The organism is Halomonas sp. DP3Y7-2, assembly GCF_019800795.1.
GTDB classification, from domain to species: Bacteria; Pseudomonadota; Gammaproteobacteria; order Pseudomonadales; family Halomonadaceae; genus Halomonas; species Halomonas litopenaei_A.
Map to the genome: position 1 here is coordinate 79,061 of NZ_JAHVKJ010000011.1, position 16,149 is coordinate 95,209.

At 59.7% G+C, this 16,149-nt stretch carries 14 protein-coding genes; 4 read left to right on the forward strand and 10 right to left on the reverse strand.

Annotation, left to right across the window (positions count from 1 at the left end; translation table 11 throughout):
• Positions 1-3 precede the first annotated feature (3 nt).
• Positions 4-1,629, reverse strand: coding sequence for an arylsulfatase (locus KUV45_RS15990; RefSeq protein WP_222163323.1), 1,626 nt, complete (start codon positions 1,627-1,629; stop codon positions 4-6).
• 1,939 nt (positions 1,630-3,568) lie between these two features.
• On the opposite strand from KUV45_RS15990, the gene KUV45_RS15995 reads away from it, so the two are divergent.
• From KUV45_RS15995 to nadB, 3 genes are all read left to right on the forward strand, one after another.
• Positions 3,569-3,787 carry a hypothetical protein gene (locus tag KUV45_RS15995; protein ID WP_206944555.1) on the forward strand — a complete coding sequence of 73 codons (219 nt, stop codon included), beginning with the start codon at positions 3,569-3,571 and terminating at the stop codon, positions 3,785-3,787.
• A gap of 483 nt (positions 3,788-4,270) precedes the next feature.
• Positions 4,271-5,416 carry an FUSC family protein gene (locus KUV45_RS16000; protein WP_222163324.1) on the forward strand — a complete coding sequence of 382 codons (1,146 nt, stop codon included), beginning with the start codon at positions 4,271-4,273 and terminating at the stop codon, positions 5,414-5,416.
• On the forward strand, positions 5,397-6,965 hold the full coding sequence (gene nadB / locus KUV45_RS16005) for an L-aspartate oxidase (protein WP_222163325.1): 1,569 nt from the start codon (positions 5,397-5,399) through the stop codon (positions 6,963-6,965). The genes KUV45_RS16000 and nadB overlap by 20 nt, the downstream gene beginning before the upstream one ends.
• A gap of 122 nt (positions 6,966-7,087) precedes the next feature.
• Here nadB and KUV45_RS16010 read toward each other — a convergent pair whose 3' ends face one another.
• Both KUV45_RS16010 and purU read right to left on the reverse strand, forming a co-directional pair.
• Positions 7,088-7,765, reverse strand: a complete 678-nt coding sequence (locus tag KUV45_RS16010; RefSeq protein WP_222163326.1) for an energy-coupling factor ABC transporter permease — start codon at positions 7,763-7,765, stop codon at positions 7,088-7,090.
• A gap of 63 nt (positions 7,766-7,828) precedes the next feature.
• The gene (gene purU / locus KUV45_RS16015) at positions 7,829-8,683 is read right to left on the reverse strand and encodes a formyltetrahydrofolate deformylase (RefSeq protein ID WP_206944563.1); all 855 of its coding nucleotides are present in this window, start codon (positions 8,681-8,683) and stop codon (positions 7,829-7,831) included.
• Between the two features lie 288 nt (positions 8,684-8,971).
• On the opposite strand from purU, the gene KUV45_RS16020 reads away from it, so the two are divergent.
• On the forward strand, positions 8,972-10,558 hold the full coding sequence (locus tag KUV45_RS16020) for a ribonuclease J (RefSeq protein ID WP_222163686.1): 1,587 nt from the start codon (positions 8,972-8,974) through the stop codon (positions 10,556-10,558).
• A 296-nt stretch (positions 10,559-10,854) separates the two neighbouring features.
• Here KUV45_RS16020 and KUV45_RS16025 read toward each other — a convergent pair whose 3' ends face one another.
• The 7 genes from KUV45_RS16025 to mobA form a co-directional block, all read right to left on the reverse strand.
• Positions 10,855-11,139, reverse strand: coding sequence for a hypothetical protein (locus KUV45_RS16025; protein WP_206944564.1), 285 nt, complete (start codon positions 11,137-11,139; stop codon positions 10,855-10,857).
• Between the two features lie 301 nt (positions 11,140-11,440).
• Positions 11,441-12,433, reverse strand: a complete 993-nt coding sequence (gene moaA, locus KUV45_RS16030) for a GTP 3',8-cyclase MoaA (RefSeq protein ID WP_222163687.1) — start codon at positions 12,431-12,433, stop codon at positions 11,441-11,443.
• An 8-nt stretch (positions 12,434-12,441) separates the two neighbouring features.
• A complete protein-coding gene (gene moaE, locus KUV45_RS16035; protein WP_206944763.1) occupies positions 12,442-12,900 on the reverse strand; it encodes a molybdopterin synthase catalytic subunit MoaE in 459 nt (152 codons plus the stop codon).
• Between the two features lie 2 nt (positions 12,901-12,902).
• A complete protein-coding gene (gene moaC, locus KUV45_RS16040) occupies positions 12,903-13,715 on the reverse strand; it encodes a cyclic pyranopterin monophosphate synthase MoaC (RefSeq protein ID WP_222163327.1) in 813 nt (270 codons plus the stop codon).
• Between the two features lie 9 nt (positions 13,716-13,724).
• Positions 13,725-14,978: a gephyrin-like molybdotransferase Glp gene (gene glp, locus KUV45_RS16045; RefSeq protein ID WP_224852074.1), complete on the reverse strand. Its 1,254-nt coding sequence runs from the start codon at positions 14,976-14,978 to the stop codon at positions 13,725-13,727.
• Positions 14,978-15,538 carry a molybdopterin-guanine dinucleotide biosynthesis protein B gene (gene mobB, locus KUV45_RS16050; RefSeq protein WP_222163328.1) on the reverse strand — a complete coding sequence of 187 codons (561 nt, stop codon included), beginning with the start codon at positions 15,536-15,538 and terminating at the stop codon, positions 14,978-14,980. The genes glp and mobB overlap by 1 nt, the downstream gene beginning before the upstream one ends.
• Positions 15,535-16,143 (reverse strand): molybdenum cofactor guanylyltransferase MobA, encoded by a 609-nt coding sequence (gene mobA, locus KUV45_RS16055; protein ID WP_222163329.1) that lies wholly within the window; start codon positions 16,141-16,143, stop codon positions 15,535-15,537. The genes mobB and mobA overlap by 4 nt, the downstream gene beginning before the upstream one ends.
• Between the last annotated feature and the right edge of the window lie 6 nt (positions 16,144-16,149).

Consider the following 16,149-nt stretch of genomic DNA (forward strand, 5'->3'; position numbering starts at 1 on the left):
TGGTTACTGCATAGCTTTAGAAGTGAAATCTTCGACAACATTGGACATGTCAAAAGAAGAGCCACCCTGCACTGGCGGGTACTCAGCCAATGACTCTAGGTGCTCCTGCATTAGCACGGACATTGGCTGAATAAGCCACGAAATCTTCTGCATCAGATGTCCATAGCTGTCTGAAGAATCGTAGCTCTCATAGGGATCCATTCTCAAATTGAAAACCAATGGAACGGTTCTCGGCACCAAGTTATCGTAATAATCTTCCTTTGTGGAGAAATGGAATTTCCATGGCCCCATGCGAATGGCGGTTAGCTTACTTTCGTAGTAGTGAAAGATGTGGTCACGGGCCGACTGGTCACGCTCACCCTTCCAATATGGCAAATTATTCACACCATCAATATATTGATTTTTGTTTGTCATGACTTGATCAGCTGGGTCATCTATACCAGCAGCTGCTGCCAGGCTGGTAAACATGTCCTGATGACCTTGAATACCGTTCAACACTGTGTTCGACGGAATCTCCCCAGGCCAGCGGATCATAGACGGCACTCGGACACCGCCCTCATAAGTCGTCATCTTCTCGCCGCGGAAAGGAGTTGTACCACCGTGAGGCCATGAGCTATGTTCAGGCCCGTTGTCAGTGGAATACCAAACAATTGTGTTGTCAGTTAGCCCTTGCTCGTCTAACCAATCGAGGACCATTCCAACGTCATGATCATGCTGGAGCATCCCTGACCCATGAATATCGGCCTCTGACGTATACTCTTCAGCGGCGTAGCGCCACTCATCATTGAGGTGGGTATAAAGATGCATCCGGCTCGTATTCAACCAAACAAAAAACGGATCTCCAGCATCGCTTGCATCGGCCATGAAGTCTATTGCGCGCGGGATAACCTCTTCGGCGTCAAAGTTTTCCATGCGCTTTCGAGTCAAGGGACCGGTATCCTCAATAGTCTGCTTGCCAACCACTCCAAACCTAGGCATTTCAGTATCATCGAACTCATTCGTTGCCACTGTGTGGAGTACTCCTCGGGTCCCGAATTGCTCTTCGTACGCTTCGAGCGACCCAGAGAAAGCTTCCCCAAAACGTTGATAGTCGCGCTGTTCGGCTTCCTCTTGTGTGTTGAGGTGATATAAGTTGCCAAAGAACTCATCGAAACCGTGAACAGTTGGTAAGTGTTCGTTGCGATCCCCCAGATGATTCTTGCCAAACTGGCCCGTGCGATATCCTTCTGCTTTCAACACTTCTGCAAGGCTGGGCGACTCTGCCTGCAACCCCAAAGCCGCACCAGGCTGACCGACGGTGGTCATACCTGACCGAATTGGATACTGTCCAGTTATGAAGGCTGCACGTCCCGCGGTGCATGACGGCTGCGCGTAGTGATCTGTAAACAGTGTCCCTTCATTTCCGATGCGATCAATATTCGGTGTAGAGTATCCCATGACCGACTGCTCATAAGCAGAGAGATTGCTCCAACCGATATCGTCACCCCATATCACGAGTATGTTGGGGCGCTCGTTTTTCTCACCAGATGTATCTCCAGGAGCCCCTGTACTGTCACTCTGGGTTTCAGCCGAGGTCGAACAACTTGCTGTCAAAGCAATTAGCGAAAATATCTTTACCGAGCTATTCATCAAGCATCTCCTTACCTCAAAGCGACCTTATGTAAAACTTTGTTACATTAAACATGCCAAGGTATGTTTGTCCTGGATCACCGCTAGGGTAAACCTAGTGTCCGCAGACCAATAGGTAAAGAAATTAGCCAGCAAAACCCTCTCACCTAACTACGGCAGTAGTGAGGCTCTAATACTCTTCTGACCACAAGCCTTGCACTCAATGATGAAACACCTTCCGCGTGGTCCGTCCGGCACCACTCTGAAACGGTCCCAAACATGCCCACCACTTACTCGTACCTCAACCGCGCTGCACTTCAGGCAGCGCATCTCAACCCCATCTTCCGTGACTTTGCAGCTAAGCATCTGCGTGCCCATGGCTTCGTCTCTCCCCGTGACATTGTGGGTGCCAGGCTAGCTTCATATCAAATTTTTACAACATCTCGCAAAGTCTAGGCCAAAAGAGCAGGTTTTTTTACTCAGTCGTTTACGAAAAATTTACAATAGTTTGCTCAAACGAGCGCAACCAACACCCTTAGATATCGTTCTGTTACTGTAAGAAAAGAAGTCTTAAGGAGGTCTGAGATGACACGTTCATCCCGTATAGTGGTTGAGCCCCACCATCACGGGCGGGGTGGGGAAACAAGCTGGGAGGTAGTCGAATACCAGCCAGGAAAGAAAAGGCGTGTTATCGAGACACACCGGAGAGAAACTCCTGCTCGAAACGCCGCAGCAATTCTGGCTTTCGAAGCGCAAGTGGGAGGGCCACGATCAACTGCTATTTGAGCCATCTAGGTCAGGCGATTGATTCTCTTTTCGCTCTGAAAGCTGCCCTTGCGCTATCAGTTCGTCAAGAATTTCTACCAAACAGGAGCCAGAGTGAGCCAAGCGTTCCACACGACGACGACTATGCTCGCTATGCCACTGACTTGATCTAGAAATGTCTTCAATCGACGTCAACAAAACCTTCAAGAGCTCAACTTTTCGCTTTAGCCTACTGAGCTCATAACTTTCAGATTCATTGTCCTTACTCAAGCGTGATCCCTATATCAGAGGCAAACGATACAATGCTTGCATACGCATTGCCGAGGCTCCACGTTTCTGAACACTAAATCATAATTAGCGCAAAGAAAACAAAGTTTAATTAAGATAGTAGGATCAATGTCAAGCGCCAAGTACGAAAATACTAATCCTACCGGATCATATTTTTGTTTTAGCGAAGGCCCCTTCAGCGGGGGATGTGTATTGGCAACGCTGGCTCCTGCTGCCTCCTGGTCAGTCGGGCCTTGCCAGCCCTGCCTCAATGAGCTGATCGCCCAAGTCGCGTCCATCGAGCAAAACCATCGAAGCGTTATCCTCAGGATGCAAGGCTGGGATAACTCGTAACTGCATGTTCACCTCTAAGCAGATTATTGGACTAAAGGATGAGGGTAGCGTGTGCAGCCCTTTCCGAAGAATTTTTTGCATGGCTTCACTCAGCACGACCTGTCAGAGGGTGGCCAATGGCGCATAGTGTTAGCGGGTGGTCGCAATTTGGTCGCACGCACCTAGCTCTGAGAGCGGATATGTCCACCAATGCACTCACATAACTCACTGATTTTAAAAGACTCCGCATTGCAAGCGCGGCCAAAAACTAGATCATATCGAACTTAAAATCCCTCGGTGGCAACACCGTGCCGGTTCGAGCCCGGCTCCGGGCACCAATAGTTTCAATGCCTTATACTACCTAGTCCCTCGACGCCCTCCTCTCTGGTCGCAATTTGGTCGCGCGAATCCGGCTAATGCCCCGCCCGCAGCATGTGTTAAGCGTCAGAATGAAACGCTACATCACGCTTTATGCGACCTTGCTCAATAAGTGGCCTAGACTACACTTCAGAAGTGCAGGTAGCAGTCGTCCGAGAAGTACGCAGCGCCTCATACCATGAGGCAACCAAGCAGTGACTTTTATTGGAGAGGCCGTATGAAGCTGAAGCTACTGAGCGCCATGGCGCTATCATCTCTCATGATGGCGGGTGCCGCATTCGCCATGGACTCCGAGATGCTCAACGAAAAGATGGCTGAGATCGAGGAGCGTACCGCGCAAGCAAGTGAGGAGGATCGTGTCGCAGCCCTTGAGCAGCAAGTGGAGGACCTCAAGGAACTTATCCATATGATGGCCGAGGAAGACCATAGCTCTTAAGAGTAGCTCTTGAGGACTGCACGGACATCCATCACGCTACTTAGTTAAAGATCAGGGCCACTACGGGGTAGTGGCCCTAGCCTTATCCGCGCCACTTGTATCCGCCCGATCTGTATCCGCCACATGTCATCAACCCTCGTCTTACTCACCACGCTCACATCTCAGGACGCGAGCTGGCTGCACCCAGCGCCTCACCTTCAGCGTGAGCCCTTCACCTGGCCCCTGCCCCTTGAGCCAGGCCTCAACATACACCTGCGTCCGGTACTGAATAGCCCCTGAGGCCAGGACGACGTCGCCGTGACGTGTTAGCATCTGCGCCTCTTTACGCCACTTCATAACGGCCGCCGAACCTTGAGCAACCGCTTGCTTCCGCCCGCCCTCCGCCAGACACCAATGACGCTTCCAGCCGTGACCGCACACCACTGCGCGGAACCCGCCTTGCGCACATTGCCGCTTTCACCCACGCAGGCCAGGAGCTGACCCATGTTACTCGGACGCCTGCGCGACCCCTTTATCAACCACCGACATCGGCGCCTATTCCATGTACTGCGCGTCACGCTGGCCCTGATGGTGACCTTCACCATTGTCGAGCTGTTGCCGCTGCAACATAGTGGCTGGGCCCTGGTCAGCACCGTTATGGTCATGGGCAATCTGCCCCATGTTGGCGGCGTCATCGACAAGGGCCGTCAGCGCCTGGCAGGTACGCTGATTGGTGCCGCCCTGGGCCTGTTGCTGATCAGCCTGCCCATCCCACCCTGGGCCGTTCAGCTGGGCTCTCTGGCCGGTATCGCTGTCGCCACCTGGTGGGTATTCGGTGCCCGCCAGGCGTACAGCGGCCTGATGTTTGCCATCAGCCTGCTGCTCGTTATCGGCGATGGTACCCAGCAGCTGGATGTCGCCCTGTGGCGGGGCCTCGACGTGCTGGTCGGCACCCTGGTGGGCATCGCCGCCACGCTGGTCTTTCTGCCCCACAAGGCCACGGACCTGCAGCGCTTTCTGCTGGCCGACTGCCTTGATCAGATGGCCCGGCTGTATCACGCCCACACGTCATCCACCGCGGCACCGGGAATCGACACCCGAGAGCTGTTCAAGGCGGCCAGTCAGCTACTGATCAAGCAGCGCGGACTGACGGATGCGGTGCACCGTGAGGGCAGGCTGTCTCGCACCGACGTCGACGGCCTTATTTCCTACCAACGACGCATGCTGTCGACGCTGGAGCTGCTGCTGGAGACTCACTGGAGCACCCGCCAGGGACACGAGCAGATCGATACCATGGAGGGGCTGCGGGCCCAACAGCATGTGCTCGCCAGGGATATCGGCACCCTGGCGTTCGAGATACGCACGGGTCGGCCCATCCAGGCCAACATCACGCCTTTTTCGCTGGAAGCCTTTGCCGCAGAGGCCTCCACCACGCGCAGTGATGATGGCAGAATGCTGTTTGGTCCCAGCGGCTACCTGTGGCTGAACCGCGAGCTGGCCCGCCTCTCCGGGTCCATCGCTGAGCAGCTTGGCAAACTCGAACGCCTCCCCAGCAAGCGACTGCGACGACGAGCCCCGCGTCACGGCCTGCACCAGGCACCCTCTCTCGACAGCAAGGAAGGAAGATCCCATGACCCACGCCAGTCATGACGTCCTGATCATCGGTGGCGGCGTCGCCGGTCTTGCCATGGCCCTGGAGCTGGCCGATCACCGCAGGGTGACGCTGCTGCGGCCCGGCAACGACGATAGAGGGGCCAGCCGCTGGGCGCAGGGCGGGATCGCGGCGGTATTATCCCCCCAGGATAATATCGAGGCTCACGTACAGGACACTCTGGTCGCCGGTGACGGACTGTGCGACGAGCAAGCCGTGCGCTTCACCGTGGAACAGGGTCCTGACGCCATCGACTGGCTGCTTCAACTCGGGGTGCCCTTCACCCCCGAGACAGATCCTAGCCTGGGGTATCCCTATCACCTCACTCGGGAAGGCGGGCACAACGCCAGACGGATCATCCACGCAGAAGATGCCACCGGTCGCGCGGTCATTGATACCCTGAGGGAGCGCGCCCTCCAGCATCCGTCCATTACCTTGCGTGATGACCTGGTCGCCTACGAGCTGATCAGCAACGCTCAAGGCCAGTGCTGCGGAGCCCGATGCCTCGATCCCCGGCATCAGGTCCAGGAACTCATTGCCCAGGACACGGTACTGGCGACCGGGGGCGCCAGCGGACTCTACCTGCACACCACCAGCCCCTCTCCCGCCAGTGGCGAGGGCATGGCCATGGCCTACGATGCCGGTGCGCAGCTGAGCAACCTGGAATTCCAGCAGTTCCATCCCACCTGCCTGTATGACCCGGAGGGTCCTCCTTTCCTGATCAGCGAGGCGGTACGCGGAGAAGGCGGCCTGCTGCTGAATGCGGATGGCAAACGCTTCATGCCAGACATCGACCCACGGGCCGAGCTGGCCCCACGCGATGTGGTGGCAAGGGCCATTGACGCCGAAATGCAACGCACCGACAGCCCCTGCGTGATGCTGGATATCCGCCATCTGGGGGCGGCGACCATTCGGCACCACTTCCCGACGATCCATGCCCACTGTCTGGGGCGTGGCCTGGATATCACCCAGCAGCCGATCCCCGTCGTCCCTGCGGCCCACTATAGCTGTGGCGGGATCAGCGTTGATCAACACGGCGCGACCAGCGTGACAGGGCTGTATGCGATTGGAGAGGTGACCTGCACCGGTTTGCATGGTGCCAATCGCATGGCCAGCAATTCGCTACTGGAGTGCCTCGTGTACGCCCGCTCGGCGGCTCGTCATCTCGCCACGCTGAGGGAGCCACCACGTCAGCATCCGGCGACGTCGGTCATCGCTGGCACCCGCCAGGCTAAGGCGTCCGACATCGTTGAACTACACCAGGAACTGCGCCGAGTCATGAGCGCCAGGGTGGCCATCGTGCGCTTCGACGAGGGCCTCAAGGAGGCGGCCGCCCGTATCGAGACCCTGGCCTCCCGCTATGCGGAGCTGGCCGACGACGCCTGCCCGACACCCGCCCTGCTGGCCCTCCGTCACGCCCTGACGCTGGCGCGATTGACCGTCGCCAGCGCCCTGGCACGCCGCGAATCAAGAGGCCTGCACTACAATCCCCAATGCCCGCGCCACGCAGACCCCGCGCCCCAGCCTTCACGCTACGCGAGACACTGACACGGAACGCCAACCGCCCATGGCCGTTGCCGCCGCTGACCGTTGCCGCCGATAGGCGCCCGCATTGACGGTTGGCCCAGCGGCCAGCACAGCAAGCCAAAGCCCCTCGACATCCGGGGGGCTCACTTCCGGTCATCATCGAGATAGCGTCGATCGTTGAACGTCGCGACCCAGTGCGGGTGATAGAACATCAGAATGCTGAGCAGCATGCCGCTGATAAAGGCTTCCGACGGCATCAGCAGCGGCAGAAAGCGTAGGTATTCACGGACCTGAAACAGCACCTCGGCATTCACCGCGGCAAACCACGCAACGCCCATGGCCGCGAGCCCCGAGGCCAGCGAAGAGAGCGCGGCACAGCCAAAACCGGCGACAAACAGAAACACCATGGGGTGGGCAGGGAGGCGCCTGTCGACCAAACGCCATATGGCGATGGTCACCAGCATGGGCACCACCCCTGTCACGACAAGATTGAGGCCGATAAGCGGCCAGGCCACCCTGCCGGTCACGCACAGCGACAGGTTGACCAGCAGACAGCTCAACAGCGCCAGCGGTGCCCGAAAAACCAGCGTCAGCAGGGTGGTGAAGAGCAAGTGCAAGCTCAGCCAGTCCACCGCCTGGGCACGCAACTGCCACAGCAAGGCCATCATCACGGTGGCGGCCAACCATCGGTGCTGCAGCCCGGCACTGGCCACCAGCGCCTGCCAGGGCCGCTGGCGCACTACCAGCAGCAAACACCCTGCTGACAGCGCCCCACCCAGCCACAGCATCCAGCCCGCCACCACTACCTCGGCGAACGACATGACCGCCCCCTCCTCTCGGCGAGCTCGACACGTCGCAGCAGGGGCTCCGGCCTGACGTAGCGCTCAGGCGAAGACGACGGTCTTGTTATCGTGGATCAGTACCCGATCTTCCAGATGCCAGCGCAGCCCCCTCGCCAGCACCGTCTTTTCCACATCTCGGCCGAAGCGAACCAGGTCGGTAGGCGTGTGGCAATGACTGACACGGTGGATGTCCTGCTCGATGATCGGCCCGGCATCCAGCTCCTCTGTCACATAGTGGCAGGTCGCACCAATCAGCTTCACCCCTCGCTGGTAGGCCTGATGGTACGGCTTGGCGCCGGCAAACGATGGCAGGAAGCTATGGTGGATATTGATCACGCGACCGCTGTAGCGCTGGCACAGGTCCGGCGGAAGAATCTGCATGTAGCGCGCCAGCACGATGCTGTCCGCAGCCGACGCCTCTACCAGACGCTCCACCTCAGCGAATGCCGCCTGCTTGTCACCAGCGACGACCGGCACATGGTGGTAGGGAATGCCATGCCACTCCACCATGCTGCGCATATCGTCGTGATTGCTGATCACCGCCGCAATGTCGCAATCCAGCTCCCCCGCCGTCCAGCGATACAGCAGATCGACCAGGCAGTGGGATTCCTTGGACACCATGAGCACCACTCGGCGCTTCTGACGAGTGTCACGCAGCGCCCAATCCATTTCAAACTCCCTGGCTACCGGGGCAAAGGCGTCACACAGCGCCTCCCGAGACATGCCAATCGAATCCGCCAGAATCTCGTAGCGCATGAAGAAGCGTCCCGACGCCAGGTCGGAATGCTGATTGGCCTCGGTAATGGAACCACCATGCCCAGCAATAAAGTTGGAGACACGGGCGACGATCCCCAGTCGATCAGGACAGGACACCACCAGACGATAGAAATGCGACATAACACTTGTCTCTTGAAGCCAACCCTTGGCGTGCCCTTGGCACCACCTCTCGACGCGCTCGATAGCGCGCCACGAAAACCGGCCATTGTAGCGAAAAGTGAGGTAGCGAACGACTCCTGCTGCGCTGCCAGGGGCGTCCTGCGTTGAGTGAGCCGACCTCCATCCCTTATAGTGGCGTTACCTGTCTTCACTATGCCGAGCCCGATGTCGATCCCTCGAATTCAGATTCGTCCACGCCGCCGCTCCCCCCTGCATTTCCTGCCCCTGGGCGGTTGCGGCGAAATCGGGATGAACCTGAGCCTCTATGGCCACCAGGGACGCTGGCTGGCGGTCGATTGCGGCATGATGATTCGCCAGGACCTGCCGGGCGATCCCATTCAAGTCCCGGACACCACCGTCCTGGAGACCCTCGGCATTCAGCCCAGCGCGCTGCTCATCACCCATGGCCACGAGGACCATATTGGTGCCGTTGCCTGGCTGTGGCCCCGCTGGGGCTGCCCGATCATTGCCACGCCCCTGGCGGCGGCCATGCTGAGGATCAAGTTCGCCGAACGCGGCCTGTCCAGCGATGCCATCGAGGTCATCACCCCGGGAGAGGCCAGGGACATCGCCGGTTTTTCCTGTCGCTTCCTCGCCCTGACACACTCGATTCCAGAAAGCTGCGCGGTGTTCATTCAAGCCGGCAATACGCGCCTGCTGCACACCGGTGACTGGAAGCTCGACCCGCAGCCGGTACTCGGCGAACCTGTCGATGAAGACGCTTTCCGCGCCCTGGCTCCCCTCGACCTGGTCGTCGCCGACTCCACCAACGCGAACGTGCCGGGGCATTCACGCAGCGAGGGAGACGTCGCCAAGGCCATGGCGGACACCATTGCCGGCTGCAGTGGGCGGGTCGTTGTCTCCTGCTTCGCCAGCAACCTCGCTCGTGTGCTCGCAATAGGCCGCGCAGCACGTCGCTGCGGCAGGCGCGTCAGCCTGCTGGGACGCTCGATGGAGAGGATGGTCGGGCATGCGCGCCAGCTCGGGTATTTTGACGATTTCCCGACGCTGGTCCCGGTCAGCGACCTCGGGTATCTGCCCCCTGAAGAGGTTCTGGTGATCGCTACAGGAAGCCAGGGAGAACCCCGCGCCGCCTTGTCGCGACTGGCCCAGGGACGACATCCGCATTTCGAGCTGACAGCGGGTGACAGCGTGATATTTTCGGCCAAGGCCATCCCTGGCAACGAGCACCTGATCGAACGCCTGAAACGAGGCCTTGCCCGCTTCGATGTTCATCTCCTCGACGACGCCAGCCACCCACAGCTACATGCCTCTGGTCATCCCGCCCAGGAAGAACTTGAGCGCCTCTATCAGTGGATACAGCCGGCCAGACTGCTACCGGTGCACGGCGAGGCTCCCCATCAGGCCGCCCACCAGGCACTGGCGGAACGGCTCGGCATTGATGCCCCGCTGGCACCCCAAAATGGTGACCTGATCCGTCTCGATCAGGACGGTTTGACGGTAGAGCAGCGCTTTGCGGTATCCCAATGCATCATCGAGCGAGGCGGCATCGATCGGCGCACCTCGCGCTCTTCCGCGCGTCAGCGCCAGGAAGAGCTGTATCTGGCCATCAGCCTGGTGGCAACCGAACGAGGCTGGGCAAGAATTGGGCGCCTGATGCTGGACACCAGCCATTCACTGGGCGTCGACGAAGATAGCTTCAGCGACTGGCTTGACGATCAGCTCGATGAGCTGACAGCCGACACCCTATCCGCCCTGCGCCATGGCCTTTATCCGCGCATTCTCGCGTGGCTTCATGACCATCTCCAGCGTCGACCGAAGCTGGAATTACAGCTGATGGCCACCGATATGGAAGGCATAGCAGGGGATCTCTAGGCCCTGCGTGCCCCCATCAGCCCTGCATACCTGCGGACCGACTTTCGCAACACGACTTTCGCAACGTAGCGTTCGCATACGCTCTACTAGTGGCACGCCCCTAGGTACGCCCCCTATGTACGCCTACATCGTATGAATGGCCCGAGCGTGGCCAGGCCCCAAACGAATGCGGCCCCGGAGGTATCCGGGGCCGCTTGCACGGAGGGGCATCATCGCTAACACGACACCCTCGGTGCCACACCTCAAGGCAGGGCCAGCAACGCTAGCGATGAAATACCTGCCTTGGGTGGTGTAACTTATTTGGCATTCTTGGGCGGACGGCCACGCTTGCGCTTGGGCTGCTCGGACACCAGGTCGTCCAGCGACAATCCCGCCTCAGTGATCTGCTCGCGGATTTCCGCCAGTTTCTGCGCTTTCTGCATCTCTTCTTGCTGGCGCTGGCGCTCTTCATCACGCTTTTGATCGATCACTTCCTCGACCACTTCCGCCAGCTTTTGCAGTTGCTCCATGCTGAGCTGTCGGGCCGCTGCGCGTGCCACATTCTTGTTTCGTGCAATGCGTTCCAATGTTTCGCTGGACATAGCTCACTCCATAGCCTTGGCATAAAACGGCGCGCGCCGTGATTCACTTGAAGAAAAGTATATGCAACCTCTGGCTCTTGGCAAGAAATGCAGCAAATATTTCCTGGTCAATTATCAAAAACCGGCGTGCCAATACCCATCATACATCGCCTTCCATTCCCCAGCATACCTGGCCATTCCCTTACATGGCGGAGCCTTCAACAGCGGGTTACCGTGAGTGAAGAAGCAGCACAACGCAACGCGGGCGCCCATGGCGCCCGCGAAAACTTATTCGGCAAATGGCAGATAAAGCCCCAAGCCATTAGCCACCTGTCATGTTCATGAAGCGCACGACCTGGACATCCCCGTCAGTCGTGAAATGATGCCTTTCCGGCTTCATGGGCATGGCCTCGACGATAGCTCGCTTGAGCCGCTCGATGTCGCCGGGATAACGTCTCAACACCGCCCTCAGGTCAACCGAGTGCTCGTTGCCTAGACACAGCAACAGGCGTCCCTCGACGGTGACGCGAACCCGATTGCAACTTGCGCAGAAGTTGTGGCTATGGGGAGAAATAAAGCCGATGCGGGTATCACTGTCCTCCATCCGGAGATAGCGTGAAGGGCCCGCCGTGGCTTCCGCCGTGGACAACAGCGGATGGCGCTGCTCAATCAGCGCCCTGACCTCATCGCTGGAACAGTATGTCTCTGCGCGTGAGTGATCCGAGACGTCGCCGAGGGGCATTTCCTCGATGAAGCTGATATCAAGCTGCTGGTTCCTGGCAAAGGTCACCAGATCCAGCACCTCATCCTCATTGCGCCCCTTCAGCACGACCGCATTGAGCTTGATCCGCTCGAACCCCGCCTCTCGCGCAGCCTCGATACCATCGAGTACTCGACTCAGGTCACCGGTACGGGTCAGGCGGCGGAAGCGCTGAGGATCCAGCGAATCCAGGCTGACATTCAGGCGTTTCAGACCCGCCTGACGAAGCTCGACAGCATGACGCCGAAGTCCGGCGCCATTGGTGGTCATTGCGAAATCCCTGAGCCCTGACAAGGCACCGATACGCGCCACCAGTTCACCGATATTACGCCGCACCAGGGGTTCTCCACCGGTCAGACGTATCTTTTCGACGCCAAGCTCGGTGAAGGCTCGCGCCACCTGGGCGATTTCTTCCAGCGTCAGCACCTGTGCCCGCGGGAGGAACGTCATTTCCTCGCTCATGCAGTAAACACAGCGGAAGTCACAGCGGTCCGTCACCGATAGCCTGACGTAATTCACGCGCCGGCCGAAGCTGTCGACCAAGCCGTCGCTCATGCTGTCCGTCATTGCACACCACCTTCCCATCGACGAGCGTCCGCATGGTCCTGACAGCGCTCGGATACCCAATAATCGCCGCTGGCCGTGTGCTCCTTCTTCCAGAAGGGTGCCCGCGTCTTCAACTGGTCCATCAGGAATTCGCAGGCCTCGTAGGCGGCGCGGCGATGAGCACTGGCTACCACCACCAGAACGATGGGATCACCTGGCGCAAGCCGCCCTACCCGATGGATGATAGACACGTCCTCGAGCGTCCAGCGCCGGCGCGCCTCATCCTCGATCTCGGCCAGCGAGGCCTCGGTCATGCCGGGATAATGCTCCAACGTCAACGCTGTGACGTCGGGGCGTTCATTGAAATCTCTGACCAACCCGGTGAAGCTGACGACAGCCCCCACATCGGAGCGACCTTGCAGCATCGCCTGCTGTACGTCACCTGCGTCAAAGCGCTCTTGCTGCACCCGAATCATCATCAACCTCCAGTGACCGGCGGGAAAAAGGCCACCTCGTCATCGCACGTCAGGCGTGTGCTGTCGCTGGCCATCACCTGATTCACCGCACACAGCACCCGACCTTCTTCCAAACCGGAAAAACGCTGGTCCAGCGTCTTCAAGGCCTTCTTGAGGCCTGCCACATCGGCACTGGGTAAACGGTCCAAGGGGACCGAGGTTTCCCCGATACCCAGGCGTTCTCGCAGCTCGGCCAGGCATTTCACCCTGACGCTTTGCTGCTCTGCAGAGGCAAGCCCCAAGGTCAATGCAGGACTGTTCTCCGGACTCGTCACGATGGGAGCGACGGTTTCCTGTGCTATCTCTCGGCGACGATAATCTCCGGATTTGCCACCCTGCTTGGCGTCCACATGGATCTGACCAATCTCCATCTCCTTGTCGACCGCCTTGCACATGTCATACAGCGTCAGACAGGCCACGGACACCGCCGTGAGCGCTTCCATCTCGACGCCTGTCTTGCCACTCAGCCGGCACGTCGCGGACACCCTGACCATGCTCGCCTCGCGATCGATATCGAAGTCGATACTGACCTTGGACAGGGCCAGTTGATGACACAGCGGAATCAACTCGTGGGTGCGCTTGGCCGCCTGGATACCGGCAATTCTGGCGGTGGCCAGCACATCTCCCTTGGGCAGCTGCCCATCGCTGAGCAAGGCCAAGGTCTCTGGCGCCATACTGATAGCCCCTGTAGCCGTTGCTTCACGTCGGGTAGATGCCTTGTCACCGACGTCCACCATATTGGCTTCGCCGCGGGCATTGAGATGGGAAAGCGTCATGTTCAAGCCTCAGGGGAAACGAAAGAGAGGGAATACGGTCACCATATCATTGATGGCAACCGCTGCCTTGTCGGCAGGAATTTCCACCAGACACTCGGCAGCCACCATGGAGGACAGGATACCGGAACCCTGGCTACCTGTGTTGACCACCCGCAAGGTCCCGTCATCACTTCGTTTGAGCACGCCACGACTGTAATCGGTGCGACCTTCACGACTGCGGAAGTCGCTGTCGGCCACCGCCTGCCACGCAGGCGAGCGCAGCTCACGTCCCTGCAGCTTGCGTACAAGGGGAATAACGAAGACCAGACAGGTCACCATGCAGGCCACCGGATTGCCGGGCAGGCCCAGAAATGGCGTCGCGCCGTCCCCCATCACGCCACATGCCATCGGCCTGCCAGGACGCATGGCGATTCGCCACAGGGTCAGTCGCCCCAGCCGCTCCAGGGCAGCTCGAGTATGGTCGGCCTGCCCCACCGACACGCCCCCGCTGGACACCACAAGATCAGCCAGCTGCGCCGCTTGTGCCAGAGCACCCTCCAGCGCCTGCGGGTCATCAGGTACGATGCCCAGATCCAGCACATCTGCGCCATGCTCCTGCAACATGCCCATCAAGGTGAAGCGGTTGGCATCATAAATCGCGGCATCAGCGCGAGGCTGTCCAGGGGCGGTCACCTCGTCCCCGGTGGAAAACACCGCCACACGGGGCAGGCGGCGCACCTCAACGGACGCGCAGCCCAACGACGCCAGCAACCCCAACGCCGCCGCCTCCAGCCGCCTGCCGGATTCTAGCGCCACCTCACCTCGACGTAGATCCTCGCCCGCCTGGCGGACGTTCTGCCCTCGCTTGACGCGGTCAGCCTGGAGGATGTCGACCACATCCCCGTGCTGCTGAAGTTGCTCGACCATGATCACCGTGTCGGTGCCAGCCGGCAGCGGCGCTCCGGTGGTGATACTGACGCACTCGCCACTGCCCACCCGCCCGGCAAAAGGCCGGCCGGCCAGGGCGGAACCGACGCGCCGCAGGGAGCCTGCGACGCCTTCCTCGGGCCAGCTCAGAGCGATGCCATCCATCGCCGAATTGGTGTGGCCTGGAACATTGAAGGGCGCCGTCACCGGCTTGGCCAGCACGCGTCCATGAGCCTGGGCCAGCGCCACGGACTCCGTCGCCAGCTGGCCATCCACCAGGGTAAGCAGCGCCTGACGTGCCTCGTCGACGCTCAGCATGTGCTCACCCAGGTCAAAGCAAGACAAAGAGGACATCATCAGCGTCCCTCCTGCGTCGCCAGCCAGCCGCTCCAGTCAGCAGCCCACCGCAACATCCACTCGACCAGCTGGTCGTGGGCATTCAGATCCAGCGTCTCGACCGCGGTGGTCAGGGGAGTATCACAGGCTACCGCCTGCACCCAGGGATCCTCGGTCGCCAGCAGCGGCTTGCCTAACGCGGCACGGTGCAGTTCCAGCTTGGGCATTGGCCAGTCCTTGAACCCCTCCACCAGCGTCAGGTCCGCCTTCAGTGGCGCCACCATGGCCAGCAGCGTCTGCAGGTCCGCTTCCTCAGCTTCGGGAGTCTCCAGCATCATCGCCACCCTTGCCCGGGAGGCGATCAGCACCGGCTCCGCCCCGGCCATTCGCAAGCGGTGACTGTCCTTGCCAGGCTGATCGACATCGAAACGGTGATGCGCATGCTTGATGACCGATACCCGCAGCCCTTTCGCCTTCAGCATCGGTACGATGCGCTCCAGCAAGGTGGTCTTGCCGGTCCCGCTCCAGGCGGCGATGCCCAATACCGGCTGTTGCACTTGCCATTGCAGCCGGGACCTCATGAGCCCTCCCCTGGAAAAGTGGGCTCAAGACGCTGACGCTCTTCTTCAGTGTTGAGGTTGGCAAAAGCGTCCGCACAGTCGCTAAGATCGACCGTGGCCCAGGCATGTCGCGCGTACCAGCGATCGATCTTGCGCTCTCCCTGCGCCAACGCCTGTGCCAGATCTTCACGCAGATGACCTGCCAGCAGCGCTACCACCGGGTGCAGACGCTCTCCGTCATGGGCCACCAGGATGTCCATCCCCTCACGCCAGCCCGCCAACATGCGTGGCACCAGGTCATGGGGCAGTAGCGGACTGTCGCAGGGCACGACCATGACCCAGGGGCTGTCCGCAGCCTCAAGCGCACTGTAGATGCCCATCAGCGGCCCCTGAAAGCCCTCGGCAGCATCCTTGAAGACACCATCGGCAAGCGCCGCATAGTCCTCATGATGCCGATTGGCGTTGATCAGTACAGAACCCACGTGGGGTCGCAGACAGGCGACCGCATGGGCGGCCAGGGGCTGACCCGCAAAGGACACCAGGCCCTTGTCGATGCCTCCCATGCGACGTCCCTGACCACCCGCCAGGACAACACCACATACCTCGCTTGCCTGAGGTTTCACCACAAGAAG

Bases quoted from the DNA above. Each gene is read 5' to 3' on its own strand.
- KUV45_RS16000 (WP_222163324.1), top strand. From the start codon at position 4,271: ATGTTACTCGGACGCCTGCGCGACCCCTTTATCAACCACCGACATCGG.
- KUV45_RS15990 (WP_222163323.1), bottom strand. From the start codon at position 1,629: ATGAATAGCTCGGTAAAGATATTTTCGCTAATTGCTTTGACAGCAAGT.
- nadB (WP_222163325.1), top strand. From the start codon at position 5,397: ATGACCCACGCCAGTCATGACGTCCTGATCATCGGTGGCGGCGTCGCC.
- moaC (WP_222163327.1), bottom strand. From the start codon at position 13,715: ATGACGCTTTCCCATCTCAATGCCCGCGGCGAAGCCAATATGGTGGAC.
- moaA (WP_222163687.1), bottom strand. From the start codon at position 12,433: ATGAGCGACGGCTTGGTCGACAGCTTCGGCCGGCGCGTGAATTACGTC.
- purU (WP_206944563.1), bottom strand. From the start codon at position 8,683: ATGTCGCATTTCTATCGTCTGGTGGTGTCCTGTCCTGATCGACTGGGG.
- KUV45_RS16025 (WP_206944564.1), bottom strand. From the start codon at position 11,139: ATGTCCAGCGAAACATTGGAACGCATTGCACGAAACAAGAATGTGGCA.
- moaE (WP_206944763.1), bottom strand. From the start codon at position 12,900: ATGATTCGGGTGCAGCAAGAGCGCTTTGACGCAGGTGACGTACAGCAG.
- glp (WP_224852074.1), bottom strand. From the start codon at position 14,978: ATGATGTCCTCTTTGTCTTGCTTTGACCTGGGTGAGCACATGCTGAGC.
- mobB (WP_222163328.1), bottom strand. From the start codon at position 15,538: ATGAGGTCCCGGCTGCAATGGCAAGTGCAACAGCCGGTATTGGGCATC.
- KUV45_RS15995 (WP_206944555.1), top strand. From the start codon at position 3,569: ATGAAGCTGAAGCTACTGAGCGCCATGGCGCTATCATCTCTCATGATG.
- KUV45_RS16020 (WP_222163686.1), top strand. From the start codon at position 8,972: ATGAACCTGAGCCTCTATGGCCACCAGGGACGCTGGCTGGCGGTCGAT.
- KUV45_RS16010 (WP_222163326.1), bottom strand. From the start codon at position 7,765: ATGTCGTTCGCCGAGGTAGTGGTGGCGGGCTGGATGCTGTGGCTGGGT.